This is a genomic window from Pseudophaeobacter sp. 1A16562, from assembly GCF_041008785.1.
GTDB classification, from domain to species: domain Bacteria; phylum Pseudomonadota; class Alphaproteobacteria; order Rhodobacterales; family Rhodobacteraceae; genus Phycobacter; species Phycobacter gallaeciensis_A.
Map to the genome: position 1 here is coordinate 25,185 of NZ_JAXGFT010000009.1, position 17,161 is coordinate 42,345.

Genomic DNA, 17,161 nt, shown 5'->3' on the forward strand with positions numbered 1-17,161 from the left:
AGCCGTATTCCGCCCGGTCCGGTTCACACCGGCAATACGGCCAGGGCGATGCGGCGCCCTTCGGACAGCAGAACGTTATAGGTGCGGCAGGCGGCGGGGGAATTCATCGTCTCCACCCCGATCCCGGCGCCTTCCAGCGCGCGGCGCAGATCTGCCGGGATATGCGCCACTTCGGCGCCGGTGCCGATGAACAGAACGTCAACCTTGTCCGCCAGCGCCAGAAGCGCCTCCCGATCATCATAGCCCCCCCAGGCCACCGTGCCGCGGGTGCCGGTCAGAACGGCGCCGTGATGCACCTCTCCGCCGATGCGAAAGAACCCCTCGCCATAGCCATCCACCGGCACGGCATCGGAATAGGTCACTTCATTCAGGCGCATGAGGCATCTCCCGGGAAACTGATTTGCCACTCTCCTACCACGGGGCAGGATGGGGCAAAAGCAAAAGGCCGCAAGCGATGCCTGCGGCCTTTGGTAGTCATTTGCTGCGCCCGGATCAGGCGTCGATATTGGCGAACTGATTGCCGGTCGGTGTCGAGGGTTTCGACCAGTCGCGTTTGACCCCCAGCCAGAGCAGGATGGTCGAGGCCACGAAGACCGACGAATAGGTGCCGACAATGACGCCCCAGATCATCGCAAAGACAAAGCCGCGGATCACATCGCCGCCCAGCACATAAAGCGAGATCAGAGCGATCAGCGTGGTGACCGAGGTCATCATGGTGCGGCTCAGCGTTTCGTTGATCGACAGGTTCAGCACCTCGGCCAGAGACTTCTTCTTGTAGCGGCGCAGATTCTCCCGAACCCGGTCGAAGACAACCACGGTATCGTTAAGCGAATAGCCGACGATGGTCAGCAGCGCCGCGATGATCGCCAGGTCGAACTTGATCTGCAATTCCGAGAAGATGCCGATGGTCAGCACCACGTCGTGCACCAGCGCCGCAACGGCCCCCAGCGCGAACTGCCATTCGAACCGCAGCCAGATGTAGACCAGCACCGCACCAATCGCCAGAACCACGGCGATGACGGCTGTCTGCACCAGCTCTCCGGACACCTTGGGGCCCACGGATTCGACCGAAACGAACTTGATACCCGGCGCCACCGCATCCAACGCGGTGTTCAGCGCCTCGATCACATCGCCCGAAATCGCTTCGCCATCCGCCTGGGACTGGATGCGGATCATCGCAACGTGCTGGTCTTCGTCGAAGGTGGGGTCGAACACTTCGGTGATCGAAATATCGCCCAGCTCCAGCGGCGACATAGCATCGCGGTAGACCCCAACGTCAATGGCTTCGGTGCTTTCGGTGCGGATCGTGGTACCGCCGCGGAAGTCGATGCCAAAGTTCAACCCCTGAAGCATGAAGGAGGCAAAGCCCACCACCATCATCAGCGCCGAGACGCCCAGCCAGATCTTCCAGCGTTTGAAGAAATCGAAAGAGGTTCCTTCGGGAACAAGTTTCAGCCGCATCTTATACCTCAATCGTTTTCGGACGACGCCGTTCAAACCACATCACGATCATCACCCGGGTCACGAAGATCGCCGTGAACACCGAGGTCATGATGCCAAGGCCCAGCGTGATCGCAAATCCGCGTACCGGTCCGGATCCCATGGCGAACAGGATCACAGCGGTGATGAAGGTGGTGACATTGGCGTCAAGAATAGCGCTCAGCGCCTTGGAGTAGCCTTCGTCGATGGCGCGCGCCGGACCCCGGCCCGCTTTCAACTCTTCGCGGATCCGTTCGAACACCAGCACGTTGGCATCCACCGCCATACCGACGGTCAGCACGATCCCGGCAATACCAGGCAGCGTCAGCGTACCGCCAATCAGGCTGAGTGCGCCAAAGATCAGCGCCACGTTCAGCATCAGCGCCAGATTGGCGAAGATCCCGAAGAGACCATAGGACAGCGTCATGAAGACCAGCACCGCGACAAAGGCAACAATGGTCGCGATCTTGCCCGCGTCGATGCTGTCCTGCCCCAGTTCCGGGCCGATGGTGCGTTCTTCGAGGAACTCCAATCCGGCCGGCAGGGCACCTGCCCGCAGCAGAATGGCCAGGTTAGTGCTTTCCTCGATGGTGAAGTTACCGGTGATGATACCGGAGCCACCGGGGATATGCGCCTGAATGACCGGCGCCGAGACAACCTCGTCATCCAGTACGATCGCAAAGGGCGAGCCGATGTTTTCCGCCGTATAGTCGCCGAACTTGCGCGCGCCCGATGTATTGAAGCGGAAGGTCACCGCCGGGCGGCCGTTCTGGTCAAAGGACGGCTGCGCATCCACCAGCTCCTCGCCGGTCACCACCGGCGCGGCTTCGACGGTATAGAACACGCCCTCTTCATCCAGCGACGGGATCACCTTGTTGCCGACACCGGCGCGGGCGTCGGCGTCATTGCCGCGTCCCACAACTGGGTTGAACGTTAGCTGCGCGGTGGTGCCGATGATCTCTTTCAGCTCAGAGGCACTGCCGATACCCGGCACCTGGATCAGGATCCGGTCGGCGCCCTGACGCTGAATGGTGGGCTCACGGGTGCCGACCTCATCGATCCGGCGGCGCACGATTTCCAGCGACTGGCGCACCGTGCGGTCATCCGAGGCAAGGCGCTCGGCCTCGCTCAGTTCGATGATGATCACATCACCCTCGGCAGAAACGACGATATCCGTTGCCCCGCCGCCGGTGAGGCTGGTGACCGGACTTGCCAGCCCACGCACCACTTCCAGCGCCCGGGCCATGCCCTCGGGCTGGGAGATCTTGACGCGAATCTGCCCGTCCGGTGCCGGTTGCAGCCGGAAGGTGCCGATGGTGGCCCGCTCGGGGCGCAGTGCATCGCGCACCTCGGGCCAGAGCGCATCCATGCGCGCAGCATAGACATCGGCGACCTTGACCTCGGCCAGCAGATGCGCACCGCCGCGCAGATCAAGGCCCAGGTTGACCAGCCCCGAAGGCATCCATTCGGGCCATTGCCCCGCCTGTTCGAGCCGCTCCGGAGTCTCCCCCTTCATCTCGATCGCGGCGACGGCATCATTGGCCTGTTCGACACGGGTGTAGAACGCATTTGGCAGGGCTAGCAAAAGGCCGGCCACACAGACCAGCCAGATCAGCACCCTCTTCCAGAGATCGATTTGCAGCATTGCCCTGCCTTTTCAGATATTTAAGATCAGCATCTTACGCTGCCGGCTCGGTCTTGGACAGCACCTGAGCGATGGTCGAGCGCACAACGCGGACCTTGACGCCCTCGGCGACTTCGACTTCGACCTCGTTCTCTTCCTTGATCTTGGCAACCTTGCCGATCAGACCACCCTGGGTCACCACCTGATCGCCGCGGCGCAGGTTCTCGACCATTTTCTGGTGTTCCTTCATCTTCTTCTGCTGCGGGCGGATCAGCAGGAAGTACATGATCGCAAAGATCAGAATGAGCGGGAGAAACTGGCCAATCGTATTTGCGTCCAAGGGGATATTCCTTCTGTCTGGAGAGCCCATGCGGGGCTGCCTTATTTTGCAGGCGAACCTATGCGCTGGTCTGGACAGTTGCAAGGCAAAGGCGGTGCGACGATGTGCAGATTCCGCCTTGCAACACCCTTATACAAACCCCGTTGTGCCCTCTTCCTCTTTGGCTGCGGCTCGGGCATAGGTTTGGCACTGATTCAACGTCGTCTCTTATACAGGAGCCACCCCATGCACGACATCCGCGCGATCCGCGAAAATCCTGCCGCTTTTGACGCCGCTCTGGCGCGGCGTGGGGATGCGGCTGTGTCCTCTGAGGTGCTGGCTCTGGACGAGGCGCGCCGGGCCAAGATCCAGGCCGCCGAAGAAGCACAGGCCGCCCAGAACAAGGCCGCCAAGGCCATCGGCGCAGCCAAGGCCAAGGGCGACGAGGAAGAGTTCGAACGCCTGCGCAGCGAAGTTGCCGGCAAGAAGGCCGAGGTTGCCGCTCTGCAGACCGAAGCCAAGGAGCTCGACGCCAAGCTGACCGACATGCTGGCCCGCCTGCCCAACAACCCCGCCGAGGATGTGCCGGATGGGGCTGACGAGGACGACAACGTCGAGGTCAACCGCTGGGGCACGCCCGCGGAGTTCGATTTCACCGCGAAGGAACATTTTGAGATCACCGGCGTCGCAACAGCCATGGACTTTGAGACCGCCGCCAAGGTCTCTGGCTCGCGCTTTGTCTTCCTGAAAGGCGCAGTAGCACGCATTCACCGGGCGCTGGCACAGTTCATGATCGACACCCACGTCGATGAGAATGGCCTTACCGAGGTGAACTCCCCTGTTCTGGTGCGCGACGAAGCAATGTATGGCACCGACAAGCTGCCGAAATTCGGCGAGGACAGCTATCAGACCACCAATGGCTGGTGGCTGGTGCCGACCTCCGAGGTGCCGCTGACCTATTCCGTCGCAGAGGATGTGCTCGATGCCAGCGCACTGCCGATCCGCATGACCTCGCATACCCTGTGCTTCCGCTCCGAAGCGGGCTCCGCGGGCCGCGACACCTCGGGCATGCTGCGCCAGCACCAATTCGAAAAGGTCGAAATGGTTTCGGTCACCCACCCGGACGAGTCCGACGCCGAGCAGAAACGCATGCTGCGCTGCGCCGAAGGGTTGCTGGAGAAGCTGGGCGTGCCCTATCGCACTGTGATTCTGTGCACCGGCGACATGGGCTTTGGCGCGCGCCGCACCTATGACATCGAAGCCTGGCTGCCCGGCCAGAATGCCTATCGCGAGATTTCCTCGGTCTCGACCACCGGCGATTTCCAGGCCCGCCGCATGAACGCGCGTTTCCGCCCCGAAGGCGGTGGCAAGCCCGAGTTCGTGCACACGCTGAATGGATCGGGCCTGGCCGTGGGCCGCTGCCTGATCGCGGTTCTGGAAAACGGCCAGCAGGCGGATGGATCGGTCAAACTGCCTGAGGCGCTGGCGCCCTATCTGGGCGGTAAGCTGACCCTGACGGCAGAGGGCGCACTGGCCTGAGCCCAGCTCCCCAGACCTGAAAACAAGAAAACCGGCCCCGAGAATGCGGGCCGGTTTTTCTTTGTCGTGCTACAGGCGCGTCGCAGGCGTTGGCTTCAACCCTTTGTCTTCTTGGATTTCTTCGCCTTTGCCGTTTTGTCCTTGGCTGGTTTGGCCTTTTCGGCTTTTGCCTTGCCCGGCTTTTCCTTTCCGGGTTTCTCCTTGGTGGCCTTATCGCTTGCATCCAGCTTTCCGCCGCTCTTCTTGCGGGCCAGGATGGCTTCAGCCTTGGCCTTTTCCCGCTCGATCGCCTTACGCGCCTTGGCCTTCATGCGTTTGGCCTTTTCCTTGGCCTTCACGCGCGCTTCGGCCATTTCCAGCGCCAGCGCCTCGGCCTTCTTGGCGGCCTTGCGCGCCTTGATCTTGGCCTTGGCAGCTTTTTCCTCAGCCGCGAGCCGGGCCGCCTCGGCGGCGGCGAGCGCAGCGTTCAGCTGGGTTGCATCCTCAGGCGGGACCTCACGGGTCACCTTCGTCGGCCTTGCGGCAGGGCGCCCGGTGCGCACTGGCGCGGTCGGACGCGGCTGTACGGGCACAGCCCCGGCCTGCGGTGCAACGGCGGCCTGCTTCAGGCGCGCGGCGCGCGCGGCCCCAATGCCGGGTACCTTGCTCAGATCTTTTTCGCTGATCGCTGCCAGCGCCTCGACCGACGTGATCCCCTGATCCTTCAGCGCCTTTTCCAGCGCGGGACCAACCCCTTTGAGATCCTTGAGAGCCGTCATTTCAATCTTCCTTTTCTTTTCCCGGCAGCTACACGGGCTGCCGGAATGGGCTGCCGTACCTAGCGTGCCCTTAGTATGCAATGCGCGTTTCCGGCCGGAAAGGGCACCAGGCGTTTTTGCTCTTCATCCCATAGTTTCAGAGACAAAGCGCGCAAAGCTTCACCAAATGAGATCCGCCGCAGCGCAAATTCAGGCGGCAGATTATAATGGCACTTGCGCAGGCGATAGCTGGGGATGCGGGCGTTGAAGTGATGGATGTCGTGAAGTGTGATATTGGCGACGGCAAAATCGAAGAACCAGCCGAAATCCAGGCAGGAGGACCCCTGCAACGCTGCCTCCTGCGGGTTCAGATCCGGGCGACGATCCCAGTAGGTGTCTTCAAAGTTATGCTGCAGATAGACCAGAAACACCCCGATCATGCCGCCAAGGAACGAGAATGCCAGCCACACCCACAGACCCGTCGGGCCTGCCACGTAATAAAGCAGGGAAATCAGCGCAATGATCACCATGTTATGCAGCAGCACCCCCAGAATGCCGAACTTGGTGGTGTTCTTGGGCCAGCGGTAGCGAATGAAATAGGTAAAGGCCGACCCCACCGGCACCAGCACCAACGGATTGCGGTAAAGCCGATAGGTCAGCCGCTCCCAGAACCCCGCCTCTTTCCACTCACGCAGGGTCATCGTGTGTATCTCGCCGGTTTCCCGGTGTTCCAGATTGCCGATATTGGCATGGTGCAGGTTGTGGTTCTGCTTCATCACCTCGAACGGCGCAAAGGTGAAAGGCGACAGGACGTGGCCCGCGATTTCGTTTTGCCTGCGGGTTTCGAACAGCGAATGGTGCCCGGTATCATGCTGCAGCACATAAAGCCGCACCGCCGCAAAGGCAAAGATCACCCCTGCTGGAATCAGGATATACCACCGCTCGACATAGGCGATGGCCAAGTAGAGGGATAGAAAGTAGACCGCGAAGGTGCCGAAATAACTCAATGCCGCCAGGCGGTTATCTTTCTTTGTATATTCACGCGTGTAAGTTCTCAGGTCCATGAGACTTCCCTTAAATACGCTCTGTGACGCCGGTGTAAAATCTCCGGGCGCTTGACGTTTAAAAACTCCATTGGCTGGGAAGATCAGAAAATCGGCTGACGCCCTGCCAATGCCATTTAATGTTAATGGCTTGGCAACGGATTTCAACGTGTGAAAAGGACCGGCCCGCAGATGCGAACCGGTCCAGCAAAAATTTTGGTCTTTGGCCTAGGGCGCGCAAGCCCTTGGGGGGCAGCGCCTGGAATCAGTCCCTGCGCCCTTCCAGGTGTTTGCGCAGCTTCGAGGGCGCGGCTTTCTTACGGCCCTTGTAGGGGTTCTTGTCCGCCTGCCCGCGCATATAAAGCCGGATCGGCGTGCCGGGCATGTCGAAATCCTCGCGCAGACCATTCACCAGATAACGGGTATAGCTGGCCGGGATTTTGTCCGGATGGGAACACATCACCACGAACCCCGGCGGGCGCGTCTTGGCTTGGGTCATATAGCGCAGCTTGATCCGCTTGCCCTGCGGCGCAGGCGGCGGGTGCTGCTCCAGCATGCCAGTCAGCCAACGGTTCAGCGCCGCGGTGGGCACCCGGCGGTTCCAGACGTCATAGGCACGCATAATGGCAGCGTGCAGCCGGTCCAGCCCCTTGCCGGTCTTGGCCGATACCGTGACCAGCGGCGCCCCGCGCAGCTGCGGCAGCAACCGGGCAAAGGCCTCTTTCAAGTTTTTCAGCTTTTCCTGCTTGTTGTCCTCGATGTCCCATTTGTTGACCGCGACAACAACCGCACGCCCTTCCCGCTCGGCCAGATCGGCGATCCGCAAGTCCTGTTGTTCAAAGGGGATGTCCGCATCGAGAAGCACCACCACGACCTCGGCGAATTTCACTGCGCGCAGCCCGTCCGATACGGACAGTTTTTCCAGCTTTTCCTGAACCTTAGCTTTTTTGCGCATACCGGCAGTGTCAAAGACCCGCATCGGCGTGCCTGCCCAGTCGATCTTCAGCGAAATCGCATCGCGGGTAATCCCCGCCTCGGGGCCGGTCAGCAGGCGATCCTCACCAAGGATCTTGTTGATCAGGGTCGATTTGCCCGCGTTGGGACGGCCGACGACAGCCACCTGCAGCGGCTTGTCCATCGTTGGCTGAGGGACCTCGTACTCGGCATCCTCGTCGTCCAGATCTTCGTCCACAGACACGTCCGTCAGCGGAGCATTGTCCTGCGCGGTCTTTTCAAAACGTTCCGAAATCGGCAGCAGCTGGGAATATAGATCATTCAGACCCTCGCCATGCTCGCCGGACAGTCGGATCGGCTCCCCTAGGCCCAAGCCATAGGCTTCCAAAACCCCGGCATCGGCTGCGGAGCCTTCGGATTTATTTGCCGCCAGAATGACATGCGCGGATTTTTTGCGCAGGATATCGGCAAACATCTCGTCCACCGGGGTCACACCCGTGCGCGCATCAATCATGAACAAGCAGACATCCGCCATATCCACCGCCCGTTCGGTCAGGCGGCGCATGCGCCCTTCGAGCGAATTGTCGGTGGCATCCTCAAGGCCGGCGGTGTCGATGACGGTGAACCGCAGATCGCCAAGGCGGGCCTCGCCTTCGCGCAGGTCACGGGTGACCCCCGGCTGGTCATCGACCAAGGCCAGTTTCTTGCCGACAAGGCGGTTGAACAGGGTGGACTTGCCCACATTCGGACGGCCCACGATAGCGAGGGTAAAAGACATCGGACCCAACTTTTTGCGATTCAGACGCGCCCCATAGCGCATCTGCTGTCTTACGGCCAGAGCCGATCGACGCTTTAACGGAAGGCGAGAAGCTCCCCTTTCGAGGAAACCACATAAAGGGTCTTACCCGCAACAACCGGCGCGGTCGTCGCGCCGCCGGGGGCCTCGATGCTGCGCGTCAGGCTGCCGTCACGGGGATCGAACATGCGAATCTGACCATCGTTGGAGGTGATAATCACCTGACCACCTGCCAGCACCGGACCATAGTGGGCCACCACAGCGCCGCGTTTAGAAGGCTTGTCCTTCAGATAGCCCGGCAGATCCACAGCCCAGATCACCTCTCCGCTGGAGGCATCCAGACGCAGGAGCTGGTTGCGGTCGCTGATCTGGAACAGGCTGCCTCCCGCAGGCCAGACCGGACCGATGGCCCCTTCCTGAGCCGTCCAGATGCGATCGCCATTGTTGGTGTCGATCGCCACGGTGCGGCCCGAATGGTTCCCCACGAAGGCACGGTTTCCGACCACCACCGGCGCACCGGTGACATCGCTGATCCGCGCCAGCGTGGTGCCGACGCGCTGCCCCGCCACCGAGGCGTTCCAGCGGCGCACACCGCCACGGCGGAAGCTGGCGACCAGATCGCCGGAGCCAAAGGCGAAGATGACGTAATCCCCGGCAATCACTGGCGAAGGTGCGCCCAGCACGTTCGAGGGGCTCGGAACGCCTTCGACCTGCCACGCGATGCGGCCATCAGAGGTGTTGACGGCCCAGCCGGTATCATCCCCGGCCACCAGATAAACCAGCCCGTCGCGCACCATCGGCTCGCCCGAACCGGTGGCTTCCAGTTTTTGACGCCAGATCTGTTTGCCGGTGCTGGCCTCCAGCGCGGTCAGAACGCCATAGCCAGAGGAGATGTAAAGAACACCCCTGTCATAGGCCATGCCGCCGCCGGTTGCCTGACCTTCGCTTTCGCGGGCGGGAATCAGATCGCTTTGCCACAGGATCTGACCAGACGGAGAGACCGCGCTGACGCGGGCCGCGCTGTCCAGCGTGTAGATACGCCCATCAGCCACAACGGGGCGGGCGGTGATGCGCTGGCGGCGGCTGTCGCCCTCGCCGATGGAAACGGCCCACTGCAATTGCGGCGCCGTCGACAGCGCCGGATGCGCGGTGCGCTGCGCCGGAAGCCCGTGCGTCTGCGCCCAGGAAGCGTTGACGGTCTGGCTGGGCAGGGAAATTGGCCGCGACTGGTTGACCACCTCGATATTGGCATCGGGACGGATGTCTTCGCGCTGCCCTTGCAGGATCACCTCGGGTTCGGCGCAAGCGGCCAGAACCAGAGCCATCGCGCTACCGCAAAAAAGCGCCCGCGCGCGAGAAATGGATTTAGCTGCCGTCATTGCCCTGCCCCGCAATTCGTTTCCCTCTCCGCGCACCTTCCGCGCGGCGCCTTTTAACCTTCCGGCGCGTCTGCCGCGTCCGGTTTTCCACCAAGTGCTACAATCACTTGAGTTGCGCGGTCTTGCAAGTCCCGGCTGACAGTCGCATCCGCCGTAATCGCCTGCAGACGCGCAATTGCGGCCTCGGTCTCACCGGCTTCGATGTCCAGCAGTGCAAGTTGCTCGGACGCCAGCAGCGACAAAGGTGCACCGGGCTGTGCCAAGGCCTCGTATTGCAGGCGGCGCTCTTCAAGGCTCAGCGTCTCTGCCTGCAGGGCCAGCGCCTTGAAGCTGGCGATGTGACGGTAAACCAGCGGCAGTTCGCCATCGGTGGCGACTTCACTGAGGACCGCAACGGCGGTCTCGGTATCCTCGGCTTCGGCCAGGGCGCCTGCGCGCATCATCTTGGCCACGGCAGCGCCGGTTTCAGAGCCAGCGGCCACCTGCGCCAGTGCGTCGGCGCGGTCTGCAGGTTCATCAGCTGCCAGCGCAGCAATCATGCCATCGCCAAGCGCCTGCGCTGCAGCGAGTTCCTGCGCCTTGGAATATTCGCGATAGGCGGCACCGCCCACGATGACCACCACGGCCAGACCACCGATCCAGCCATAGCGTTTCAGCATCAGGAACAGGCGGTCCCGGCGCACCTCTTCGGTCACCTCTTCGATAAAGCTGTCGGTGTCGCTCATGAAAATGTCCCCGATATGCCCGGTCTGTGCCGGAAAATTGTCTCACGTGACGCCTCTCTTAACGCGCCTTCGGGTACAAGCCAAGAGCCGCAATATCCGGCAATCCGGGCGCAAGCCTGAAACAATGGGTAAAAATATGAAGTGAACTGCTTTGTTTAGTATGGACAATGCCTACATGCTTACTATGACTTTTTCCCGGGTGTCTGGCGGAACCCTCTTGGAGAGCCCAGCCAATGGTTGTGGCTTGCTCAGTGTTATTTGAGAAAGGCCCGAAATGCGTTTGATACCCCTTCTGACCGCGATTGCCGTCACCGCCGGACTGTATTTCCTGGTCCTGCAGCGGGAGGATCTGTTTGCCTTCGCCCGGGGCGAGACTGCTGCCGAAGCAACAGAGACCGTTGAAAGCGAACCCTCTGCCGAAGGCGCGGCCAGTGTCACGGTCACTGCAGAAAAACGCGTCGGCGTCGTCGTCAAACGCAGCGAAGCGCGGCCGCTCGACAGCGCCGTAATCCTGCGCGGCCAGACACAGGCCGCACGTCAGGTCGAGGTCAAGGCCGAAACAACATCCACCGTGCTGTCAGAGCCGCTGCGCAAGGGCACGCAGGTCAAGGCGGGCGATCTGTTGTGCGAGCTGGATCCGGGCACCCGGCTGGCCGCGCACCAGGAAGCGCAGGCCCGTCTGCTCGAAGCGCGCGCCCGTACCCCCGAAGCCGAAGCCAAGCTGGAAGAAGCCAACGCCCGGCTCAAGGAAGCGACCATAAACCTGACGGCGGCTGAAAAACTGTCGCAGGAAGGCTACGCCTCGGAAACACGGCTGGCGTCGGCGCGGGCGGCCGAACGCACGGCCGTTGCCGGGATCGCGGCGGCGCAGGGTGGTCTGGAAACCTCGCGTGCGGGCATCGAATCCGCGCTGGCGCTGGTCGCCTCCACCAGCAAGGAAATCGACCGGTTGCGTATTACCGCGCCTTTTGACGGCCTCCTGGAAAGCGACACCGCAGAAATCGGCAGCCTGATGCAGCCGGGCAGCCTTTGTGCGACCGTCATCCAGTTGGACACCATCAAGGTGGTGGGCTTTGTGCCTGAAACCGAAGTCAACCGGGTGCATCTTGGCGCACTGGCCGGGGCCGAACTGGCCAATGGCGCGCGGGTTCAGGGCGAGGTCACATTCGTCAGCCGTTCGGCTGATCCGACCACACGCACCTTTGAGGTCGAAATCACCGTCGACAATCCCGACCTGAAGATCCGCGACGGGCAGACCGCCGATATCGTGATCTCCGCAGAGGGCACCAAGGCGCATCTGCTGCCGCAATCGGCGCTGACCCTCAACAACGATGGGCGGCTCGGCGTGCGGATCGTGCGCGAGGATCAAACTGCCGGCTTCGTTCTGGTCTCCCTGCTGCGCGACACGGCCGAGGGCGTCTGGGTCAGCGGCCTGCCGGAAAAGGCTGACGTGATCGTCGTCGGTCAGGACTTCGTCACCGCAGGCGTGCCCGTTGCACCCACCTATCAGGAGGCGATGCAATGACCGGCATAGTCTCCTGGGCCGCAGACCGGGCCCGCATGGTTCTGGCCTTTATCGTGATCTCGCTCCTGGTGGGCGGGTTTGCCTATGTCAGCCTTCCAAAAGAAGGCGAGCCGGACATCGACATTCCGATGCTGCACGTCTCGGTGCAGTTTCCCGGCATTTCCGCCGAAGACAGCGAAAGTCTGCTGGTCAAGCCGATGGAATCGGAGCTTGTCGATCTGGACGGGCTGAAGGAAATGACCTCCACCGCGGCAGAGAATTACGCCGGTGTCCTGCTGGAGTTCGACTTTGGCTGGGACAAGAGCGCCACAATCGCCGATGTGCGCGATGCGATGAATACGGCGCAGGCGGATTTCCCGTCAGCGGCCGAGCAATACGTCATCAAGGAAATCAACTTTTCCGAATTCCCAATCGTCATCGTCAACCTGACCGGCGATGTGCCGGAACGGACCATGGCGCGCATCGCCAAGGACCTGCAGGACGATCTGGAATCGCTGGATGCGGTGCTGGAGGCCCCCATCGCGGGCAACCGCGATGAGATGGTCGAGGTGGTGATCGACCCGCTGCGGCTGGAATCCTACAACGTGACCGCGCTTGAACTGATCAACGTGGTACAGAACAACAACCAGTTGATCGCGGCGGGTGAGGTTGAAACCGCGCAAGGCACCTTCTCGATCAAGATCCCGTCGTCCTTTGACGATGTGCGCGACATTTACGCCCTGCCGATCAAGACCAACGGCGACCGGGTGGTCAAGCTGGGGGAACTGGCGCAGATCAACTATACCTTCGAAGATCGCGAAGGCACCGCACGGTTCGACGGCGAAGACACCGTTGCCCTGCAAGTGGTCAAACGGAAAGGGTTCAACCTGATCGACACAGTGGATCTGGTGAAAGAAACCATCGCCAAATCCGAGCAGAAGTGGCCCGCAGAACTGCGCGCGGCGATCTCGCTTGGTACCTCCAACGACCAGAGCCGCGTGGTCGGCTCCATGGTCAGCCAGCTGGAAGGCTCGGTCCTGACCGCGATTGCGCTGGTGATGATCGTGGTTCTGTCCTCGCTGGGTAGCCGAGCGGCGCTGCTGGTGGGCTTTGCCATTCCGACTTCTTTCCTTCTGTGCTTTGCCCTGCTGGCGCTGATGGGGATCTCTGTCTCCAACATCGTGATGTTCGGTCTGATCCTTGCCGTGGGCATGCTGGTCGATGGCGCCATCGTGGTGGTGGAATACGCAGACAAACGCATCAGCGAAGGCACCGGCCCGATGCACGCCTATGTGGAGGCTGCGCAGCGCATGTTCTGGCCGGTTGTCTCCTCGACCGCGACGACGCTTTGCGCCTTCTTGCCGATGCTGTTCTGGCCCGGTGTGCCGGGTGAATTCATGGGCATGCTGCCGGTAACGCTGATCTTCGTCCTCTCCGCATCGCTGGTGGTGGCGCTGGTCTACCTGCCGGTCATGGGCGGCGTCTCCGGTCGTATTAGCCGGGTGTTCGAAGGCACCTCGCAAGGCCTGCGTGCGGTGCTGCCATGGTGGGCACGGGCGCTGCTGGTGCCGCCGCCGATCTGGGGCATGTTCGCCGGTCTGATGCAGATGCTGAATCCGGGCTACCTACTGCCCGACGCCGCTGCTGCCGCCATGCCCGGTGCCATCCCGCCGCTCTTTGGCGCGCTGGTCTTTGTGCTGTCGGCATTTGCCGCCTCCACCGCGCTGGGTGCAGCCCGGATCGAGCGCAAACCAAAGGTGGTCTCTGCAGGCTACCGCCATACGCCGTTTGGCTATTTCATCAAGTTCATCGCGGGCAATCCAATCATGCCTCTGGTCACGATTGCAGCGGTTGCCTTCAGCATCATGACGGTGTTCCAGATGTTCAGCGAGAACAACTATGGCGTCGAGTTCTTCGTGGAATCCGAACCGGAGCAAGCCACGGCATTTGTGAGGGCACGTGGCAATATCTCGCTGCATGAAAAGGACGAAATGGTGCGCCAGGCCGAAGAGGTGATCAAAGCGCATCCGGCGGTGATCAACGTCTTCTCTTTTGCGGGTGAAGGTGGTCTTGATACCGGTGGCCCCGGCGGCGGGCAATCGCCGCAGGATACCGTTGGTCAGGTCCAGTTCGAAATCATCCCCTGGGAAGATCGCCCGACGCAAACGGAAACATGGTTCTTCGATCTGCTGACCCGCGAGGTGACCGCTTCGGCCTATGACGGACATACAGTGATCGACGAACTGAACGCCGAGCTGGAAAAACTGCCGGGCTTTGTCGCCGAGCTGAAGGCGCTGGAACAGGGCCCCGGGTCGGGCAAACCCATCCATCTGCGGATCAAGGGCGACGGCTGGGAGGATCTGACATCCGCCACCGAAACCGCGCGCGCCTATTTCGACGAAATGCCGGGGCTGACGCTGGTTGAGGACACCCTGCCCCTGCCCGGTATCGACTGGCAGATCGACGTGGATGTGGAAAAGGCGGGCCGCTATGGCGCCGATGTGGCCACGGTGGGCGCCATGGTGCAGCTGGTGACACGTGGTATCCTGCTCGACACCATGCGGGTGGACAGCTCGGATGAGGAAATCGAGATCCGCGTGCGCCTGCCCGATGAAGACCGGGTGCTGTCGACGCTGGACAACCTCAAGGTTCGCACCACCGACGGTCTGGTTCCGCTCAGCAACTTCATCACCCGTCAGCCGGTTCCGAAACTGGCCCAGATCAGCAGGGTGCAGCAGCAACGCTATTACGATGTTAAGGCGGATGTGGAGCCGGGCCTCAGCAAAGTTGTAACAGCCGATCCCGATACTGGCGAGGACGTGATCCTGGGGTTGCTGAAAGCGGTCCCTGACACCGTGACGGCGGCCGAGGGGCAAATCACCGCTGCCAATGGCAACCGCTATACGATTTTCGCCCTGGATCAGGCCGATACGGCTGAAGAGCTCGGCACTGCCGTCGCAGAGGACGCCCGAATCCTGCCGGTCAACGCCAATGAACGGCTGGCCGCCATCACCACATGGCTCGACACCGATCCCTTCCCCAAATCCATCACATGGGAATGGACCGGCGATCAGGAGGAGCAAGAGGAAAGCGGCGCCTTCCTGTCCAAGGCCTTTGCCGGGGCGCTGGGGCTGATGTTCGTGATCCTTCTGGCCCAGTTCAACAGCTTCTACAATTCGGCGCTGGTGCTGCTGGCGGTGGTGCTCTCCACCACCGGTGTACTGATCGGCATGATGGTGATGCAGCAGCCGTTCTCGATCATCATGACGGGCACCGGTATCGTGGCGCTGGCGGGGATCGTGGTGAACAACAACATTGTTCTGATCGACACCTATCAGGAGTTCAGCCAGCACATGCCCCGGATCGAGGCGATCATCCGCACCGCCGAGGCACGCATCCGTCCCGTGCTGCTGACCACCGTCACCACCATGGCCGGTCTGGCACCGATGATGTTCGGCATCAGCCTCGACTTCATCGACGGTGGCTACTCCATCAACAGCCCCACCGCGCTGTGGTGGAAGCAGCTGGCGACCGCTGTGGTCTTTGGCCTTGGCATCGCAACCGTGCTGACGCTGGTGGTGACCCCATCGCTGCTGTCGATCCGGGTTTGGCTGTCGACCTACCTGTCGTGGATGGGCCGCCTGCTGGCGCGCATCACCGGTGGCCGGTCCAGCCGGATCGCGCAGGATATGCGTCTGGCCAAGAAAGCGCGCAAACTGCCCACGACCGAGCTGCTCTGGGAAGAGATCGACAGGAGCCCGGCAGACGACAGCGAGCCCGACACAGGACCGGGCACAGGCCCCGCCCTGCGCGCGGCAGAGTAAACGTCGCGTCTGCGCAGACAACCAGATGAAAAGAGGCCCCGCAGATGCGGGGCCTTTCTTTTCGCTGCGTAGCATTGCGCCTCTGGCGCCCGCACGGCTTACAGCAGGGCGGTTTCATCCGCGGATACGTTTTCAATCTTCTTCTGCGCCAGCTCTTCATCGCCTGGGCCGGGCGCGGGTTCCGGGTGCAGCTGACGCGCCCGCGGCGTGTGCTGCAGAACCACCTGAATGGGAAAGTGATCCGAGCCGATATTGCGGTGCCGTTTCATCGAAACCAGCGTGAAATCGCCCGAGCAGAAGACGTGATCCAGCGGCCAGCGCAGCAGCGGGTAGCCTGCGTGAAAAGTGCTGAAGATCCCCCGTCCAATGCGCGGATCCAAAAGACCGCTCAACTTTTGGAACAGCCGGGTCGATGCCGACCAGGCCACATCGTTGAGATCCCCCATTACCACCACCGGTCCCGCGCTGGCGTCAATGGTCTTGGCCACCAGCAACAGCTCTCCATCCCGCTCGGCAGAGGTCGGGTTCTCCGTCGGGCTGGGTGGCGCCGGGTGGAGGCAGTGCAAGGCAACCCGCTGTCCCGAGGCAAGAACCACGGAGCCATGCATCGAGGGCACGCCCTCCTCCACCAAAAAGTGGACCTGCGGGTCGATCAACTCAAGCCGGGAATAAAGATGCATCCCGTAAAGGTTATCGAGCGGCTGCTTCACCCGGTAAGGATAACCCGCCTCGATCTGCTCCAGTTGTCCTTCCCACCACGCGTCCGTCTCCACTGTCAGGACCAGATCCGGCTTGGTCTTGCGGATCAGGTCCAGCAGCGGCTGCGCGTTGCGGTTGGTCATCAGGACGTTGGCCACCAGAAGGTTCAACTGATCGTCAGGGCGCATCTGCCGCGCCGACTGGATCTGATAGGGAAAAAGCCGCGTATAGCGGATGATCCGTACGCACTGCAGCGCCGAGCAAAGCAGCAACAGAACGATCAACGCTTTATCGCCCTGCCCCTGCCAGCCGTAGACCCAGACATAGGCCAGCAAGGCAGCAACGGTGACCGTGGTGATCTGCAAGGCCGGGAATTCAAAGCCCCGCACCCACCAGCCTTCGTGCCGCAGCAGCGGCAGCAGGGTCAAAAGCGGCACTGCGCAGATGAACAGAAAAAGAGCCCAGTCCAGTATCACGTTCATCTTACACTCTTTATCCCGTTCACCCCACCGCGCGCCTTTGGAACGCCACCCGCGCTG

At 61.7% G+C, this 17,161-nt stretch carries 13 protein-coding genes; 3 read left to right on the forward strand and 10 right to left on the reverse strand.

Translation table 11 applies throughout. The features are described 5' to 3' along the window. Positions 1-23: 23 nt before the first annotated feature. The 4 genes from SM764_RS13575 to yajC form a co-directional block, all read right to left on the reverse strand. A complete protein-coding gene (locus SM764_RS13575; RefSeq protein ID WP_369002025.1) occupies positions 24-377 on the reverse strand; it encodes an Mth938-like domain-containing protein in 354 nt (117 codons plus the stop codon). 115 nt (positions 378-492) lie between these two features. Next, positions 493-1,461, reverse strand: a complete 969-nt coding sequence (gene secF / locus SM764_RS13580; RefSeq protein WP_065270470.1) for a protein translocase subunit SecF — start codon at positions 1,459-1,461, stop codon at positions 493-495. A gap of 1 nt (position 1,462) precedes the next feature. Then, positions 1,463-3,124 (reverse strand): protein translocase subunit SecD, encoded by a 1,662-nt coding sequence (secD, locus tag SM764_RS13585; RefSeq protein WP_274829125.1) that lies wholly within the window; start codon positions 3,122-3,124, stop codon positions 1,463-1,465. A gap of 34 nt (positions 3,125-3,158) precedes the next feature. Continuing rightward, positions 3,159-3,473 carry a preprotein translocase subunit YajC gene (gene yajC, locus SM764_RS13590; protein WP_116560284.1) on the reverse strand — a complete coding sequence of 105 codons (315 nt, stop codon included), beginning with the start codon at positions 3,471-3,473 and terminating at the stop codon, positions 3,159-3,161. A 195-nt stretch (positions 3,474-3,668) separates the two neighbouring features. Here yajC and serS point away from each other — a divergent pair, with 195 nt between their 5' ends. Then, the gene (gene serS / locus SM764_RS13595) at positions 3,669-4,961 is read left to right on the forward strand and encodes a serine--tRNA ligase (protein WP_065270473.1); all 1,293 of its coding nucleotides are present in this window, start codon (positions 3,669-3,671) and stop codon (positions 4,959-4,961) included. Positions 4,962-5,056: 95 nt separating this feature from the next. On the opposite strand, the gene SM764_RS13600 is transcribed toward serS, so the two are convergent. The 5 genes from SM764_RS13600 to SM764_RS13620 form a co-directional block, all read right to left on the reverse strand. After that, complete coding sequence (locus SM764_RS13600; RefSeq protein WP_368948110.1) at positions 5,057-5,719, reverse strand: helix-hairpin-helix domain-containing protein; 663 nt, start codon at positions 5,717-5,719, stop codon at positions 5,057-5,059. Between the two features lie 59 nt (positions 5,720-5,778). Continuing rightward, positions 5,779-6,762: a fatty acid desaturase gene (locus SM764_RS13605; RefSeq protein ID WP_369002026.1), complete on the reverse strand. Its 984-nt coding sequence runs from the start codon at positions 6,760-6,762 to the stop codon at positions 5,779-5,781. Positions 6,763-7,006: 244 nt separating this feature from the next. Next, positions 7,007-8,473, reverse strand: a complete 1,467-nt coding sequence (gene der / locus SM764_RS13610) for a ribosome biogenesis GTPase Der (RefSeq protein ID WP_347510077.1) — start codon at positions 8,471-8,473, stop codon at positions 7,007-7,009. Positions 8,474-8,547: 74 nt separating this feature from the next. Beyond that, positions 8,548-9,816 carry a PQQ-like beta-propeller repeat protein gene (locus SM764_RS13615; protein WP_369002027.1) on the reverse strand — a complete coding sequence of 423 codons (1,269 nt, stop codon included), beginning with the start codon at positions 9,814-9,816 and terminating at the stop codon, positions 8,548-8,550. A gap of 107 nt (positions 9,817-9,923) precedes the next feature. After that, positions 9,924-10,595, reverse strand: a complete 672-nt coding sequence (locus SM764_RS13620; RefSeq protein WP_369002028.1) for a hypothetical protein — start codon at positions 10,593-10,595, stop codon at positions 9,924-9,926. A 274-nt stretch (positions 10,596-10,869) separates the two neighbouring features. Between SM764_RS13620 and SM764_RS13625 the strand changes: the two genes are divergently transcribed. Beyond that, positions 10,870-12,120: an efflux RND transporter periplasmic adaptor subunit gene (locus tag SM764_RS13625; RefSeq protein WP_369002029.1), complete on the forward strand. Its 1,251-nt coding sequence runs from the start codon at positions 10,870-10,872 to the stop codon at positions 12,118-12,120. Then, a complete protein-coding gene (locus tag SM764_RS13630) occupies positions 12,117-15,923 on the forward strand; it encodes an efflux RND transporter permease subunit (RefSeq protein WP_369002030.1) in 3,807 nt (1,268 codons plus the stop codon). The genes SM764_RS13625 and SM764_RS13630 overlap by 4 nt, the downstream gene beginning before the upstream one ends. A 98-nt stretch (positions 15,924-16,021) precedes the next feature. Here the strand turns inward: SM764_RS13630 and SM764_RS13635 are convergent, their stop codons facing one another. Next, complete coding sequence (locus SM764_RS13635) at positions 16,022-17,104, reverse strand: endonuclease/exonuclease/phosphatase family protein (RefSeq protein ID WP_369002031.1); 1,083 nt, start codon at positions 17,102-17,104, stop codon at positions 16,022-16,024. Positions 17,105-17,161: the final 57 nt, after the last annotated feature.

Excerpts from the sequence above, each read along its gene's own strand:
- yajC (WP_116560284.1), bottom strand. The coding sequence starts at position 3,473 with ATGGGCTCTCCAGACAGAAGGAATATCCCCTTGGACGCAAATACGATT.
- SM764_RS13620 (WP_369002028.1), bottom strand. The coding sequence starts at position 10,595 with ATGAGCGACACCGACAGCTTTATCGAAGAGGTGACCGAAGAGGTGCGC.
- SM764_RS13605 (WP_369002026.1), bottom strand. The coding sequence starts at position 6,762 with ATGGACCTGAGAACTTACACGCGTGAATATACAAAGAAAGATAACCGC.
- SM764_RS13635 (WP_369002031.1), bottom strand. The coding sequence starts at position 17,104 with ATGAACGTGATACTGGACTGGGCTCTTTTTCTGTTCATCTGCGCAGTG.
- SM764_RS13615 (WP_369002027.1), bottom strand. The coding sequence starts at position 9,816 with ATGGCTCTGGTTCTGGCCGCTTGCGCCGAACCCGAGGTGATCCTGCAA.
- SM764_RS13600 (WP_368948110.1), bottom strand. The coding sequence starts at position 5,719 with ATGACGGCTCTCAAGGATCTCAAAGGGGTTGGTCCCGCGCTGGAAAAG.
- secD (WP_274829125.1), bottom strand. The coding sequence starts at position 3,124 with ATGCTGCAAATCGATCTCTGGAAGAGGGTGCTGATCTGGCTGGTCTGT.
- SM764_RS13630 (WP_369002030.1), top strand. The coding sequence starts at position 12,117 with ATGACCGGCATAGTCTCCTGGGCCGCAGACCGGGCCCGCATGGTTCTG.
- der (WP_347510077.1), bottom strand. The coding sequence starts at position 8,473 with ATGTCTTTTACCCTCGCTATCGTGGGCCGTCCGAATGTGGGCAAGTCC.
- serS (WP_065270473.1), top strand. The coding sequence starts at position 3,669 with ATGCACGACATCCGCGCGATCCGCGAAAATCCTGCCGCTTTTGACGCC.
- secF (WP_065270470.1), bottom strand. The coding sequence starts at position 1,461 with ATGCGGCTGAAACTTGTTCCCGAAGGAACCTCTTTCGATTTCTTCAAA.
- SM764_RS13625 (WP_369002029.1), top strand. The coding sequence starts at position 10,870 with ATGCGTTTGATACCCCTTCTGACCGCGATTGCCGTCACCGCCGGACTG.
- SM764_RS13575 (WP_369002025.1), bottom strand. The coding sequence starts at position 377 with ATGCGCCTGAATGAAGTGACCTATTCCGATGCCGTGCCGGTGGATGGC.